15 protein-coding genes are annotated in these 14,681 nt (G+C 37.9%); 3 read left to right on the top strand and 12 right to left on the bottom strand.

The features are described 5' to 3' along the window. Window positions 1–89 precede the first annotated feature (89 nt). Window positions 90–674, bottom strand: a complete 585-nt coding sequence (gene scpB / locus MHI10_RS06240) for an SMC-Scp complex subunit ScpB (protein WP_340783903.1) — start codon at window positions 672–674, stop codon at window positions 90–92. Then, window positions 643–1,425: a segregation/condensation protein A gene (locus MHI10_RS06235; RefSeq protein ID WP_340783901.1), complete on the bottom strand. Its 783-nt coding sequence runs from the start codon at window positions 1,423–1,425 to the stop codon at window positions 643–645. The genes scpB and MHI10_RS06235 overlap by 32 nt, the downstream gene beginning before the upstream one ends. Window positions 1,426–1,531: 106 nt before the next feature. On the opposite strand from MHI10_RS06235, the gene MHI10_RS06230 reads away from it, so the two are divergent. Then, window positions 1,532–2,032: a DUF309 domain-containing protein gene (locus MHI10_RS06230; RefSeq protein WP_340783900.1), complete on the top strand. Its 501-nt coding sequence runs from the start codon at window positions 1,532–1,534 to the stop codon at window positions 2,030–2,032. Here MHI10_RS06230 and MHI10_RS06225 read toward each other — a convergent pair. The 10 genes from MHI10_RS06225 to xerD form a co-directional block, all read right to left on the bottom strand. Further along, window positions 2,029–2,388 carry a GNAT family N-acetyltransferase gene (locus MHI10_RS06225; protein WP_340783899.1) on the bottom strand — a complete coding sequence of 120 codons (360 nt, stop codon included), beginning with the start codon at window positions 2,386–2,388 and terminating at the stop codon, window positions 2,029–2,031. The genes MHI10_RS06230 and MHI10_RS06225 overlap by 4 nt on opposite strands. Window positions 2,389–2,601: 213 nt before the next feature. Next, window positions 2,602–3,921, bottom strand: coding sequence for a diaminopimelate decarboxylase (gene lysA, locus MHI10_RS06220; protein ID WP_340783898.1), 1,320 nt, complete (start codon window positions 3,919–3,921; stop codon window positions 2,602–2,604). Between the two features lie 103 nt (window positions 3,922–4,024). Then, a complete protein-coding gene (locus tag MHI10_RS06215; protein WP_340783897.1) occupies window positions 4,025–5,473 on the bottom strand; it encodes a spore germination protein in 1,449 nt (482 codons plus the stop codon). After that, window positions 5,474–6,253, bottom strand: coding sequence for a SigF/SigG family RNA polymerase sporulation sigma factor (locus tag MHI10_RS06210; RefSeq protein WP_340783896.1), 780 nt, complete (start codon window positions 6,251–6,253; stop codon window positions 5,474–5,476). It abuts the gene before it with no gap. A 12-nt stretch (window positions 6,254–6,265) separates the two neighbouring features. Continuing rightward, the gene (spoIIAB, locus tag MHI10_RS06205; protein ID WP_340783894.1) at window positions 6,266–6,706 is read right to left on the bottom strand and encodes an anti-sigma F factor; all 441 of its coding nucleotides are present in this window, start codon (window positions 6,704–6,706) and stop codon (window positions 6,266–6,268) included. Next, window positions 6,699–7,052 carry an STAS domain-containing protein gene (locus MHI10_RS06200; protein ID WP_340783893.1) on the bottom strand — a complete coding sequence of 118 codons (354 nt, stop codon included), beginning with the start codon at window positions 7,050–7,052 and terminating at the stop codon, window positions 6,699–6,701. Before MHI10_RS06200 ends, spoIIAB begins: the two co-directional genes overlap by 8 nt. A gap of 284 nt (window positions 7,053–7,336) precedes the next feature. Then, on the bottom strand, window positions 7,337–8,998 hold the full coding sequence (locus MHI10_RS06195) for a SulP family inorganic anion transporter (protein WP_340783892.1): 1,662 nt from the start codon (window positions 8,996–8,998) through the stop codon (window positions 7,337–7,339). A 207-nt stretch (window positions 8,999–9,205) separates the two neighbouring features. Next, entirely contained in the window at window positions 9,206–10,510 is a 1,305-nt protein-coding gene (locus MHI10_RS06190) for a pyrimidine-nucleoside phosphorylase (RefSeq protein WP_340783891.1), read from the bottom strand. Between the two features lie 14 nt (window positions 10,511–10,524). Then, window positions 10,525–11,703 (bottom strand): phosphopentomutase, encoded by a 1,179-nt coding sequence (gene deoB, locus MHI10_RS06185; protein ID WP_340783889.1) that lies wholly within the window; start codon window positions 11,701–11,703, stop codon window positions 10,525–10,527. Window positions 11,704–11,808: 105 nt separating this feature from the next. Continuing rightward, on the bottom strand, window positions 11,809–12,711 hold the full coding sequence (xerD, locus tag MHI10_RS06180) for a site-specific tyrosine recombinase XerD (RefSeq protein WP_340783888.1): 903 nt from the start codon (window positions 12,709–12,711) through the stop codon (window positions 11,809–11,811). A 215-nt stretch (window positions 12,712–12,926) separates the two neighbouring features. Here xerD and MHI10_RS06175 point away from each other — a divergent pair, with 215 nt between their 5' ends. Together MHI10_RS06175 and MHI10_RS06170 are read left to right on the top strand one after the other, a co-directional pair. Next, on the top strand, window positions 12,927–13,280 hold the full coding sequence (locus MHI10_RS06175; RefSeq protein WP_445683175.1) for a MerR family transcriptional regulator: 354 nt from the start codon (window positions 12,927–12,929) through the stop codon (window positions 13,278–13,280). Window positions 13,281–13,316: 36 nt separating this feature from the next. Beyond that, the gene (locus tag MHI10_RS06170) at window positions 13,317–14,642 is read left to right on the top strand and encodes a hemolysin family protein (RefSeq protein ID WP_340783887.1); all 1,326 of its coding nucleotides are present in this window, start codon (window positions 13,317–13,319) and stop codon (window positions 14,640–14,642) included. Window positions 14,643–14,681 lie beyond the last annotated feature (39 nt).

Here is a 14,681-nt window from a genome sequence, read left to right as displayed (position 1 = left end):
TACAATCCCTCGGTCAAAAGCTGGAAGAATGCTTTTGATTCGGTACTTCCAGTGCTTGTCGGGGCTGAACGAGGGCGCTTACGCTTTTCTCATTGGGTAAATGTTTCTTGGAATTTCGTTAAAAATAAATCTGTCGGCTGCTCATCATCTTGCTCAATATGCTCCGGTAAGGGTGGCAGCTCATTAATGTTTTTCAAACCAAAATAATTTAAAAATTCCTTCGTTGTCCCATATAAAATGGCACGACCTGTCCCTTCTGCTCGACCTACCTCTTGAACAAGCGCACGTGCTGCTAACGTAGCAATTGGACGCTCACTCTTCACCCCACGTAAATCTTCCACTTCCGCGCGCGTCATTGGCTGTTTGTAGGCAATGATTGCTAATACTTCTAAAGAGGCGCTTGTTAATACTTGATTGGTCGGATTTTCAATCAATTTTTTCAACGTATCGGCAACTTCAGGTTTCGTTGTAATTTGATAAGTACCCGCAAGTTGTTTCAAAGTAATACCGCGTGCCTCTCCTTCATTATATTGCGAAAGAAGCTCACTAAGACCCGCTTCAATATCCATTTGTTCTACTTCTATATATTGAGCAAGCTGTTTTACGGTCATTCCTTCATCACCAGCTACGAATAATAACGCCTCAATTTGGCTCAGTAATTTGTTCGAGTTCATCGCCAATTTCCTCCTTTTGTAACAAAACCGATAAATCATCGAAGTTTTTTTGTTGTTCAACAAAAATGACTTGGCGTTTCATTAATTCTAGTAACGTTAAAAATGTTAACACAAGCATTGATTTATCTTCATAAGTGAAAAGCTCCGAAAACATCACTTTTCCCCCATTATTTTTTAGCACATTTATAACCGCACGCATTTGTTCTTTTACAGATATCTCTTGTCTTGCTACACGCGTTGCTAATGGCTTTTTTAATTGTTTGCGGCGCATTAGCTTTTGAAAAGCACTCAACATATCATAAACATTTACATTTTTATCAAATAACGCAAGTTGCTCATCAGGCATATATTCAGAAAGGTCTGCGGGCGCTTTTGTAAATACTTGGCCTCTCTCACTTTCTAATTCTTGCAATTGAACAGCGGCTTCTTTATATTTCTTATATTCTATTAAGCGCATGACTAACTCGTCACGAGGGTCTGGATCATCTAAATCAATTTCAGGATCATCTATTTCCCCTTCATGTATCGGAATTAACATCCTGCTTTTAATCGCAAGAAGTGTTGCTGCCATGACTAAATATTCACTTGCTTCATTTAGTTCTAATGTTTGCATCGCATGGATATGATCAATATATTGTTCCGTTAGCTCGGCCATTGGAATATCATAAATATCAATTTCCAAACGATGAATTAAATGCAATAATAAATCTAGTGGCCCTGAAAAGGCATCTAGTTTTACTTCGTAGGACATATTACGAAACCACCTGTCATTTCTAGTCGAAATTTATCATAATATGCATCCATTTATGTTATGAATACTTATTACATCTTAATAGTATAGAGGAAAGGTGAGAACAATGCATCCTTTGTTTCATCCGTTGTTTGTCGATTATTGTAGCTATTTTAATGGCAATGAAGACTATTTTGAATGCCACGAGGTGTTAGAAGAATATTGGAAAGAAATTGCCCCTGGCGAAAAACAGCATCCTCTTGTTGGCTATGTACAACTCGCAACAGGTTTGTATCATTGGCGACGAGGTAATTTCGTAGGTGCAAGCCGAATTTTGCAAAAAGCAATGACGATTTTCGAAAAAAATGATCCTTCGCACTTTTATGAATATCTTAATATGTCTGACCTACTAGAGCAAATGCACAACAGTTTACAGCTTATCCAGGAAGCGCAGCATTTTGTTGCGTTTAAACTCCCGATTGTCAATGATGGATTACAACTTCTCGTATCACAAAAAATAACTTCGCTTCCTCCACTTTCGACACAGTTTATTATGAATAAGCATATGCTTCGAGACCGTTCAGATATTCTCGCTGCACGTGAAGCAAAAAAAAGAAGCCAACATTAGTCGGCTTCTTTTAAAATAGGTATGCATTTTTGGATAAACGGCTCTGTCTCTTCATTTGCTTGAATTGTTTCATATCCAAGTTCTCGTAGTTCCTGTAACATTTCCATTGCTACACCTTCCCCACGATATGAAGGAATTACGGTAATATGTTGGATTGTAGCAATGGCATCTTGCTCTACAAGCCCCACTGTCCCCACATATTCGTCATCCTTTTTCCATAAATACAAAACCCAATTTTCATCTTGTTCATAATGTTGAATGGTTTCCATTAAGCGCTTAATTTCTTTTTCCTGCGGCATTAATGAAATTAAGCCCATTGCAATTTTTTCAAGTGCTTTTTTATATCGTACTAACATTTCACATTCCCTCAATTCTACCATTGCAAATCCTATCAAAAGTGAATCAGAAATGCAATAACACAATTTTCCAATGCTCAAATAGACGGCACTTTACTTCGTTGAAAACATGTAAAATAACGGACTGATCACGTAAATGAACAGTAATGACCAAGTAATAACACCCATTAATAAACCAATGCCCCACTTTGCCTGCCTTGAAAGTTTCATAGATTACTCACCCTTTTTCAATGTTAACGAGAGATCATTTATAACAATATCTTCATAACGCTCTCGTTTAATCGCTAATTGATGTTCGCCATCTTCTACAAAGACAACAGCTGGCCTTGGAACACGATTATAATTGGATGCCATTGAATACCCGTATGCGCCCGTACAGAACATAGCTAAAATATCACCTGCTTGTGCCTGTTGTAATGGAGCATCAATAATCAATTTATCACCAGATTCACATAGTTTCCCTGCGACCGTGTATGTACAAGTTTTCGCTTCTTGCGCTTTATTTGCAATAATTGCTTCATATTTCGCATCATACAGAGCAGGACGGATATTATCGCTCATTCCGCCATCTACAGCAATATATTCACGAACATTAGGTACTGTCTTTTGTGAGCCAATCGTATAAAGTGATGTTCCTGCATCTCCTACTAAAGAGCGACCAGGTTCAATCCAAATCTCCGGCATCGCTAACTTCAGCTTCCTACTTTCAGCTTGTACAGTTTTGATCATTTCTTCCACATATTCGTGTGGTTCAAGTGGCGTATCCTCACCTGTATAACGAATGCCAAATCCACCGCCCAAATTCAAAACAGTTGCTTCAAAGTTATGAGATGCTTTCCATGCACCCATTTTTTGCATCACTTTTCCAGCAGCAAGGCTAAAACCATCTGTTTCAAATATTTGCGAGCCAATATGACAATGCAATCCAAGTAATTGGATGTATTCATCTTGTACTACTTGTTCGAACGCTTCATCCGTTTGACCGTTATTTAAATCAAAACCAAATTTTGAATCTGCTTGACCCGTTGTAATAAAATCATGTGTATGTGCTTCCACACCTGGTGTTACACGTAGTAAAACATTCATCTTCTGTTGTCGTGCATGCGCAATTTTTTTCACTAACGCAATCTCATAGAAATTATCAATGACAATACAGCCAACACCCGTTTCAAATGCAAACTCTAATTCTGCCAATGATTTATTATTACCATGAAAATGAATGCGCTCTGCTGGGAAATCTGCTTGGATTGCTGTGTAAAGCTCACCACCTGATACAACATCAAGCGATAAATTTTCTTGCTCTGCTAATTGGTACATCGCAATACAAGAAAAAGCTTTCGATGCATAGGCAACTTGGGCTGTCACACCTAATTTTTCAAATGTTTGAATAAAACCTCGTGCGCGTTTACGAATTAAAGCGATGTCGTATACGAATAACGGCGTTCCGTACTGTTTCGCCAACTCGGTCGTATCGACACCACCAATTGTTAAATGCCCTTGTTCGTTGATGCTCTGTGTTCCGTAAAAATGCATAGCTTTCTCCCCTAACTTTAGCACAGGTGTACTAATTTTCTTAAAAGTCACAAAATATTATATGAGAACTTTAACATAGGAGAGAAAGTCATGCAATGTCGATTCATGAACGTTTTCGCTGTTTTGCACCGACAACATACGGTCTGAGTGCATCATCAGACATAGGGAATCGAATAATGACGCGCGCAAAGGCTTTTGGGAAAAATGGAACGAGCGGCCATAAATACGGCACATTCATCGGTTTTAATGAACATAAATAACTGAATATCAGGAAAATACCGATAAAGAAACCATTCAATCCAAACAATGCGGTAATAGATAATAATATGATTCGGAAAACTTTAACCGAAATACTAAGCTCATAATTGGGAATGGCAAAAGTAAAGATGGCGGTGATTGCTGTATATAACACAACTTCACTTGAGAATAAGCCAACATCAATTGCGATTTGCCCAATGATGATACCGGCAATTAAACCCATCGCGGTCGATAGTGGTGTCGGTGTATGAATCGCTGCAATCCGCAAATATTCAATCCCTATATCCGCGACAATCAGTTGTAAAAACAGCGGTATATGACTCGCTTCTTTCACCCCTATAAAGGCTAACTTTTCGGGGAGTAATTGGTCATTTGTTACTAATAAATACCATATCGGTAGTAAAAGAAAGCTAAATAATACAGCGATATATCTTAATATTCGCATCATCGAACCAATTACTGGTGCTTGGCGATATTCTTCAGCATGTTGCAATAAATGGAACACCGTCACTGGTATGAGCATAACAGATGGTGACGTATCCACAATAATCGCAATATGTCCCTCCAATAAGTGCGCTGCGACAATATCGGGTCTCTCAGAATAACGAACGAAAGGCAAGGGGTGGAATTTTTGTTTAAAAATCCATTCCTCTAATGACTTTTCTCCCATTGTTAATCCGTCATGTTCAATTTGATGTAAACGCTCAACAATCCATTTTAAATGACTGTCATTTACCAAATTTTCCATATACGTAATCGAGACATCGGTTTGCCCATACGTTGTGAGATGGTGTAGTTGGAATCGTAACTTTTCACTTCGTATCCGCCTACGAATAAGTGCGGCGTTTTGAATGATGTTTTCTGCAAAACCATCACGCGCGCCTCGAATGACCTTTTCATTATCAGGCTCTTCCGGGTTACGGCCAGGATATTGCCTAAATTCAGATAAAAAGCAAAAGCCATTCAGCGTAACGAATCCTATTCTCCCACTAAGAACACCTAGTAAAAAGTCATCAAGCGAAGTTACTTCTTCATTGCCATAGTAATTGAAATGAGCATGGAAATAAGCAACTTCATCGTCAATATCCTCTTCTTCTTGCCATTGTAAACTAGCCAAAAGCTCTGTCAATGTATCACCATTGACTAATCCACTAACATAAACCGTAAGCGTTGGTAAATTTCTTATCTTTATTTCTTTTATACAAACATCAAACGTATTTTCTGAATCAAATGTTTTTTCAAAGTGTGCCTTTGCTTGCTCTAGTGTTTTAAACAATTGATTAGTTTTCGTCATTTATTTATTCACCGTCTTTGAAGTCGTTGTTAAATCCATCCAAGTTTTTAGCTGTGCGAGTATTTTCTTTTCAAGACGCGATACTTGTACTTGGGATATTCCGAGTCGTTCCGCAATTTCTGTTTGGGTTAAATCCAAATAATAGCGGAAGTAAATAATGGCTTGTTCTCGTTTCCCTAGCTTTTTGAGTAACTCTTTTAGCGGGATATAGTCAAAAGGTAGTTCCGATTTATCGTCCTTCATCTGATCCATTAATGTAATGGAATCCCCATCATTTTCAAATAACTGTTCATGAAGGCTTGTCGGGTCACGCATCGCATCGGCGGCCATTAAAATTTCATCATGTGTCACATTTAAAATTTGTGCAAGCTCCCCAATCGAAGGCGGTTTTTCATTTGTTTTTAAATATTCATCCGTTGCATGGCGAATTTTAAAATTGAGCTCTCGAATCGATCGACTCACTTTCACCATGCCATCGTCCCTTAAAAATCGTTGAATTTCACCGATAATCATCGGAACTGCATACGTTGAAAATTTCACCTCATAGGATAAATCAAATTTATCAACCGATTTCATTAAGCCGATGCACCCGATTTGAAACAAGTCCTCTAATTCAACACCCCTTGATGAAAATCGTTGAACAATCGACCAAACAAGTCGTGTATTCCCTTCAATCATCGTTTTTCGTGCTTCTTTATCACCGGCTTGCGAACTAGCAATGAGTTTTCTCATTTGTTCTTGCGTTAATAACGTTTCAGATGACTGTTCGATGTTACTCATCCCCCTATTTCGTTACGTAACAAGTGTGCGTGCTGAAGATATTTGTTTCGTAAACGTAATGACGGTTCCAACACCGACATTCGATTCAACTTGCAAAAAATCTGAGAAACTTTCCATAATTGTAAAGCCCATTCCTGAGCGTTCAATTTCTGGCTTTGTCGTGTACAGTGGTTCCCTCGCTTGTTCAATGTCCTCAATACCACATCCTTCATCTTTAATCACAACACTAATTGCTGACCCATCACGAATCGCATGAATCGTGATGATGCCATCTGGATTATTTGCGTAGCCATGAATTATCGCATTTGAAACAGCTTCTGAGACAATTGTTTTGCATTCGGACAATTCTTCAATTGTTGGGTCTAATTGCGCAATAAAACTTGTCACGGCAACTCGTGCAAGTCCTTCATTTTCGCTGCGTGCTATAAACGTTAGTGTCATTTGGTTATCCATTGACAATCCCCCTTGCCTGTAAAATTACCTCTTGCTCTGAGCCCTCCATAATTAAGCCACCTAACCCTGAAAATTGAAATATTTTTTGCATCGTTTCAGATGGATTTAAAATGACTGTTTGCCCATCTACCGCTCGTAGCTCACGTATCCTCCCCAACACGAGTCCAATACCTGAACTATCCATAAAGTGCAATTGCTCTAAATTCCAAATAAGCAACTTCACATTCCCTTGTAAAATCGCCTTGGAAATTTGTGCGCGCACCTTTTCTGTTTGATGATGATCAAGCTCTCCATATAATTTAATGACAAGAACTTGATTTGGATGAAGTGTCATATTAAATTTCACAGTATCGCCCTCCTTCTTGTTCGCAAATTCTCTATTTCTTTCTAGTTTCCTTTACGACTGACAAAACTAGAATAAATTCGCTAAAAGTAGTGTCTGTGCGACAACTGCTAGTAGTATAGGAATATTTCAGTGATTTTATACATTTTTTAGCATAGAAAAAGCCTCGAAACATTGTTCGAGACTTTCAGTAGTTTATCCAATTACTTCAACAACTTCTTTGATTTTCAAAATGGGTTCCTGTAATCTTTTTTGCACTCTTAAAATGCGCAATGCTCACAACCGATTCAATGGTTTGGCTCAATACATTGAAGCGCTGCAGAAATCGCTTCTCCTGTATGTTGATAAAAATATTGCTCCCCGATTTTATGAAGCAACCCATTTCGTTCCAGCATCTCTTTTAAGCTTGGTTGAACCTCACAAATAAACACTTGCCCTCCATGCGCTTTAAAATGCCGAACAATATTTCGGAAATATGCCTCGCCCGTTGAGTCAATAAACGGAACTTTCTCCATCCTTAAAATTAATACGCTCGGCTTAGATTGAACGGTATTCATAATCGCTTGCTCAAATGTTTGGGCAGCACCAAAAAATAGAGGTCCTTCTATTGTATACACACTAATTTGCGGGCAATCATGTGTTTGTGAAACAATATCGGCTTGTAGCTTGCCTTCATTTATATTTAAATCCGGTAAAACTTTCGTCACAATAAGCATTTCACTCATACGTTTCGCAAAAAGAACGACAGCGAGTATTAAACCAACTTGTACAGCAAATGTTAAGCTCATAAAAACCGTTAATAAAAACGTAATAAGCAAAACAAGTGAATCACCCGATTTTTGCTTTAAAATATGTAAAAAATGGTGACGTTCACTCATATTCCATGCGACAATCATCAGTACTGGCGCCAAACTTGCAAGTGGGATATGCACAGCTAATGGCGCTAATACGAGTAGCGTTAATAATACAAAAACACCATGAATAATACCTGACATCGGTGAAGCAGCCCCTGTTTTAATATTAGTAGCTGTCCTTGCAATGGCACCTGTAGCCGGAATTCCACCGAAAAATGGCGTCACAATATTGGCAACCCCTTGCCCAATTAACTCTCGATTACTATGATGCTTATCTCCTGTCATACCATCCGCAACAACTGCCGACAATAACGATTCGATCCCTCCTAGCATCGCAATGACAAATGCTGGGCCAAGTAGTAAATAAATACGTTCCCACGTGATTTCTGGAATTCGAAAGTGTGGTAATGTATTTGGAATCGTACCATATGTCGAACCTATTGTTGCCACCTGATCTTGTAAAAACAATATCGCAATTATCGATGAGAGGACAATTCCTACTAACGCCCCCGGAACTTTTGGTAATAGACGTGGGGTCAATAAAATTAAGACTAAACTAATTATTGCAACGAGCACGCTATACATATTCAACGTTGTAAGATGGGTTGCAATTTCTAAAATGTTTAAATGAAACTTTTCATGCTGTTGCATATTCGAAAGTCCTAAAAAATTCGCGACTTGCCCTGTAAAAATAATGACTGCTATTCCAGCGGTAAACCCTACCGTAACTGGGCGAGGAATAAATTTGATGAGTGTACCTAGCTTAAAAACCCCCATCAAAACGAGCATAATCCCCGCCATTAAGCCCGCAATTAATAGATTTTCATAGCCGTAAACGAGAACGATTCCAAGCAACACAGGCACAAACGCACCTGTTGGCCCGCCAATTTGATATTTAGAGCCTCCTAATAGTGAAATAAGTATCCCTGCAATAATCGCTGTATAAATTCCGTATTCTGGATTCACTCCCGAAGCAATCGCAAAAGACATGGCAAGTGGAACGGCAATAATTCCAACAATAATACCTGATAGCAAATCCTTCTTCAAATGCCCTATCGAATAGCCTTCATACCTACCCGACCACTTAATCTTCATATAATCCTCCTTCAAAAAAGTGCTTAAAGCAGAAAATAGTTGTATTTTATACCCTTATATGAACCATATTAACATATTCATAGGAATGCATAAATGAGTTACAAAAATTCATTCCGTTTTCTTCCACAAAAAAACTATTAGCATTCCAATACCGCGAATGACTAATAGCTTGATCTTGTTATTTATTTTGAAGGCACCTGTAAAATTTTATTCTGTAATTACCGCTTCAATTAGTTTTGGTGCAGTTACTTTATTATTTGAGATGTGAACATGTTTATAAATTTTCTCCAATACAGCATCTACATTTTGTTGATTTGAATAAATCGTCATAAGAGAATCGCCTTGTTTTACTGAATCCCCAATTTTTTTACGTAAAATAAGCCCAACAGCTAAATCGATTTCAGATTCCTTCGTCGCACGCCCTGCACCTAATAGCATCGCTGCCGTACCGATATCATCCGCTTCAATTTTTGAAATATAGCCTGATTCCTTTGCTGGCACTTCGATTTTAAATTGCGCTTGCGGCAGACGTGATGGTTCATCTACTACCGATGCATCACCATCTTGCGCAGTAATAAATTTCTTCAATACTTCTAAAGCAGCACCATTTGCAACAACCTCTTCTAGCATTTTTCGTGCTTCTTCGATTGTTTCTGCTTTTCCACCTAACACAACCATTTGAGCGCCAAGTGCATAGCATAATTCGTTTAAATCTTCAGGACCATTGCCTTTTAATGTGTCAATCGCTTCTTTTACTTCTAATGCGTTACCAATCGCAAATCCTAAAGGCTGACTCATATCCGAAATAATCGCCATTGTTTTACGACCTACATTGTTACCGATTTTCACCATTGCTTGTGCTAACAGTTTCGAATCTTCAACCGTTTTCATGAATGCGCCATCGCCTGTTTTCACATCAAGCACAATCGCATCCGCACCCGCAGCAATTTTTTTCGACATAATGGAACTTGCAATTAACGGGATACTTGATACTGTGCCTGTTACATCCCGTAAAGCGTATAGCTTTTTATCTGCAGGGGTTAAATTTCCGGATTGACCGATAACTGCCATACCAATTTCGTTCACTTGTTTTGCGAACTTGTCATTAGAAATTTCGACATGGAAGCCTTCAATTGCTTCTAGCTTATCAATCGTTCCTCCCGTATGCCCTAACCCACGACCACTCATTTTCGCAACAGGTACACCCACTGCAGCAACCATAGCAGCTAACGGCAATGTCGTTGTATCACCAACACCACCAGTAGAGTGCTTATCTACCTTGATCCCTGCTATTGCAGAAAGATCAATTTGATCACCTGATTCCACCATCGCCATCGTTAAATCCGCGCGTTCTTGGTCTGTCATATCTTGAAAGTAAATGGCCATACACAATGCGCTTGCTTGATAATCAGGAATCGAGCCGTCTGTATATCCTTTTACGAAAAATTGGATTTCTTCTTTTGACAGCTCTCCACCATCACGTTTTTTCTCAATAATATCAACCATTCTCACTTGAAGTATCCCCCTTATTTCAACTCATTTAAAAAGCTTACCCCAAATTCAGGTGCTTCAATGTCAAAGTTTTCTGCAATTGTTGCAGCAATATCCGCAAACGTTTCGCGTAACGGTAATTGTGATCCCTTTTCAAAACGTGGTGAATAAACAAGTAATGGAACAAACTCTCTCGTATGATCTGTTCCTTCAAATGTTGGGTCATTCCCATGATCTGCTGTAACGATTAATAAATCTTCATCTGACAACTCCGCCAAAACTTCCGGTAAACGGCGGTCAAATTCTTCAAGCGCCTCTCCGTACCCAAGTGGATCACGACGATGCCCGAAATTGGCGTCGAAATCAACTAAATTTAAGAAACTCAAGCCGTGGAAATCACGCTTAACGACTTCTACCATTTTATCCATGCCATCAGTATTATTTTTTGTACGAATTGATTCTGTTACACCGTCGCCATTAAAGATGTCCGAAATTTTACCTATAGCAATTACGTCTAATCCTGCATCTTTCATTTCCGCCATTGTTGTGCGACCAAATGGTGTTAATGCATAATCATGACGGTTTGACGTACGTGTAAAGTTGCCTGGTGTCCCTACGAATGGACGTGCAATGATGCGTCCAACTAAAAATTCCGGTTCAAGTGTCATTTCACGTACAATTTCACAAATTTTATATAATTCTTCAACTGGAATGACTTCTTCATGTGCAGCAATTTGTAAAACAGGATCCGCTGATGTGTAAACAATAAGGGCGCCTGTTTCCATATGCTCTTTCGCGTAATCGTCAATTACTTGTGTCCCGCTATATGGTAAATTACAAATAACTTTGCGACCTGTAGCTGCTTCTATTTTTTCAACTAATGCTAGTGGAAAGCCTTCTGGGTATACTTTAAACGGTTTATCAATATTTAACCCCATTATTTCCCAGTGTCCAGTCATTGTATCTTTTCCAACAGACGCTTCTTGCATCATGCCATAAAATGCGCGTGGATTTTCTGCTTTTTCAATCCCTTTTAGTTCATGAATATTCGATAATCCTAACTTGGCCATTGTAGGCATCGTTAATCCATCCATTTTTTCAGCGATATGACCTAACGTATGTGAACCTACATCTCCAAATAGATGTGCATCGGGTGCTTCGCCAATCCCTACTGAATCCATTACAATAACGTGAATTTTTTTAAATCGTTTCATTAAAACTTCCACTCCTCTTTTATCTACTTCATTTTACAAAATTTTTCACAACAAAGAAAGGTCTGACATCCGATAACGCTGGATTTTTAAATTCTTTTCAAATAATTATGCCCTTGGATGGAATTGCTTATAAACTTCCGACAATCTTGTTTTACTTACATGTGTATAAATTTGGGTCGTTGAAATGTCCGCGTGCCCTAATAACTCTTGAACCGCTCGTAAGTCCGCCCCATTTTCAATCAAATGCGTCGCAAATGAATGCCTCAATACATGCGGTGTAATCTCTTTTTGAATCCCTGCTGTTAACGCATGGCCTTTAATAATTTTCCAACAACCTTGTCTTGTAAAACGTTTCCCTCGCTGAGTAATTAAAAACGCATCATTTTTTGGAGCATTTCCTAATAATTCAGGTCTTGCTTCTTCTAAATATTTTGTGCACGAATGAATGGCTCCTCTCCCTAAAGGGATAATTCGCTCTTTACCACCTTTACCAAACACACGAACGAAACCCATCGTAATGTGAACATCCTCCAAATTTAAATCGATTAATTCACTAATACGCATACCTGAACCATACAATAATTCTAATAACGCGATATCCCGCACACCTTGTGGTTTTTCAATTGTTGGCGCAGCTATTAATGCATCGATTTCTTCAATTGATAATACTTTTGGCAATGTTTGCTCCTTTTTTGGCATTTCTAAATGCACTGTCGGATCTTGCTCAGCTACTTTTTCACGCAATAAAAATTGATGAAAGGACCTGATCGACGATATTTGTCTTGAAATGGTTTTAGACGATTTAGAGGCAGCCCGTAAACTATCTAAAAAATTTAAAATATGATGACGTGTAACAACATTAAAGGATTGAATATCTTGCTTGGCATGTAGATGACGTGCATAAGCAATTAAATCCCTTTTATAAGATTGCAGCGTATTCTCAGAAAGTTGACGTTCTACTTTAATAAAGTGAAGATAGTCTTCAATTGGATCTTGTAATGATTGCATCTAATTCGCCCCCAATAAATACTTCTATCTATATATAGTATCATTTTCTATTCCGATGTCGGTACTATTCTCATTAGCTCATTTGTAAAAAATGAGCGTATTTATTTTACATTTTATTTTTCATACGTTATTCTTAAAACCATAACGTGACAGTCTGAGGTGATAATTTTGGGATCGAGAAACTAAAAATTGGTGAGCTTGCCACTGCATCCGGCGTGACAAAGCGTACAATTGACTACTATACAAATATAGGACTTCTTTCAGTTGAGCGTTCCGTAACGAATTATCGCTATTATGATCAGGCGATGATTGAACGCATTCATTGGATTGAAGATCAAAAAAAACGCGGAAAATGCTTGGAAGAAATTCATATCTTATTGTCTCCAATAGCTTCCGTACATGAAGAAATAGATGTGCAAGAAATTCGACTTCAAATGCGCAAACTTGAAAAAGATGTCGCTTTGCTTATGGCGAAATTAGATGACAATGAAAAGCAAAAATTAAAGAAAAAAGTGTCCCTTGAAAGCGCGGCACTTATGCAGTCCCTTATATTAATCTTAAATACCTAGGAGGTGAACGTTCTACTTCGAGAGTAGAACGTCTGATTGACCACAATAATAAACTTAACGATTTTCGCGGTGTTAATCGCTTTAACCGCATTTTTTGTAGCGACCGAATTCGCTATTGTAAAGGTAAGACAATCTCGTATTGATCAACTTGTTGCAGAAGGAAAGTCTGGATCTTTATCTGCTAAAAATGTTACAACTCATTTAGATGAATATTTATCAGCCTGTCAGTTAGGGATTACTGTAACTGCACTTGGTATCGGTATGGTTGGTGAATCGACATTCGAATTCATCCTTAACCCACTATTCAACACAATTGGGATTCCAACTGACTATATTCATTGGTTCACAATTGGTGGAGCTTTCTTCTTAGCTACATTTTTCCACGTAGTTGTTGGAGAATTAGCACCAAAAACGATTGCGATCCAAAAAGCAGAGGCCGTAACATTAGCTTTCTCAAAGCCTATACAAATATTCTATAAAATTATGTTCCCTTTAATTTGGTTATTAAATGGTTCTTCTCGTTTGTTATTAAGAGCTTTTGGTATGCAGCCTGCAAACGAACATGAAATTTCTCATACAGAAGAGGAATTAAGATTATTACTTTCAGAAAGTTACAAATCAGGCGAAATTAATATGAACGAATTAAAGTATGTAAATAATGTATTTGAATTCGATGATAAAATAGCACGTGAAATCATGGTCCCTCGTACAGATATCGTTGGCTTTGATGTGCATGCAACGTTTGAAGAAGTATTAACACAAGTTTCAGAAGAACGCTATACACGTTATCCTGTTTACGATGGTGACCGAGATACGATTTTAGGTTTCTTAAACATTAAAGACTTTTTAACGCTTGGTATGAGTAATCGAATTCATCCTGCAACCTTTAAGTTAGAAGATTTTATTAACCCTGTTATTCGCACTATCGAAACAACACCAATTCAAAATTTATTACAAATTATGCAAAAGAAACGTATTCACATTGCGATTTTATTAGATGAATATGGTGGTACGAGTGGTATGGTGACAGTTGAAGATATTTTAGAAGAGCTTGTCGGTGAAATTCGTGATGAATTTGACGATGATGAAATTCCTGAAATCCGAAAAGTTGGGGATGATCATTACCTCGTTTATTCAAAAGCTTTATTAGATGATATTGCAAAATTATTACATCTTGAATTAGAGGATCCAAATATTGATACAATTGGTGGCTGGTATTTTTCAAATATGCCCGATTTAAATATTGAAGATTCTTTCATTCATGAAGGCTATGAATTTAAAATTAATGAAATTGACGGACACCAAATTCAATATTTAGAAATTAAAAAAGTAGCCCCAGTGGAAATTACAGAAAACGCTTAAATCATTTCCTTTTTTAAAAATAATGTGATTCCATAAAAA

This window comes from Solibacillus sp. FSL K6-1523 (assembly GCF_038005225.1).
GTDB lineage: Bacteria > Bacillota > Bacilli > Bacillales_A > Planococcaceae > Solibacillus.
Note: the sequence above shows the minus strand (reverse complement) of the source record. Positions and strands in the feature narration are given on the sequence as shown.

Bases quoted from the DNA above. Each gene is read 5' to 3' on its own strand.
- xerD (WP_340783888.1), bottom strand. From the start codon at position 12,711: ATGCAATCATTACAAGATCCAATTGAAGACTATCTTCACTTTATTAAA.
- MHI10_RS06195 (WP_340783892.1), bottom strand. From the start codon at position 8,998: ATGAAGATTAAGTGGTCGGGTAGGTATGAAGGCTATTCGATAGGGCAT.
- MHI10_RS06215 (WP_340783897.1), bottom strand. From the start codon at position 5,473: ATGACGAAAACTAATCAATTGTTTAAAACACTAGAGCAAGCAAAGGCA.
- MHI10_RS06210 (WP_340783896.1), bottom strand. From the start codon at position 6,253: ATGAGTAACATCGAACAGTCATCTGAAACGTTATTAACGCAAGAACAA.
- MHI10_RS06235 (WP_340783901.1), bottom strand. From the start codon at position 1,425: ATGTCCTACGAAGTAAAACTAGATGCCTTTTCAGGGCCACTAGATTTA.
- MHI10_RS06230 (WP_340783900.1), top strand. From the start codon at position 1,532: ATGCATCCTTTGTTTCATCCGTTGTTTGTCGATTATTGTAGCTATTTT.
- scpB (WP_340783903.1), bottom strand. From the start codon at position 674: ATGAACTCGAACAAATTACTGAGCCAAATTGAGGCGTTATTATTCGTA.
- deoB (WP_340783889.1), bottom strand. From the start codon at position 11,703: ATGAAACGATTTAAAAAAATTCACGTTATTGTAATGGATTCAGTAGGG.
- MHI10_RS06225 (WP_340783899.1), bottom strand. From the start codon at position 2,388: ATGTTAGTACGATATAAAAAAGCACTTGAAAAAATTGCAATGGGCTTA.
- spoIIAB (WP_340783894.1), bottom strand. From the start codon at position 6,706: ATGGATAACCAAATGACACTAACGTTTATAGCACGCAGCGAAAATGAA.
- lysA (WP_340783898.1), bottom strand. From the start codon at position 3,921: ATGCATTTTTACGGAACACAGAGCATCAACGAACAAGGGCATTTAACA.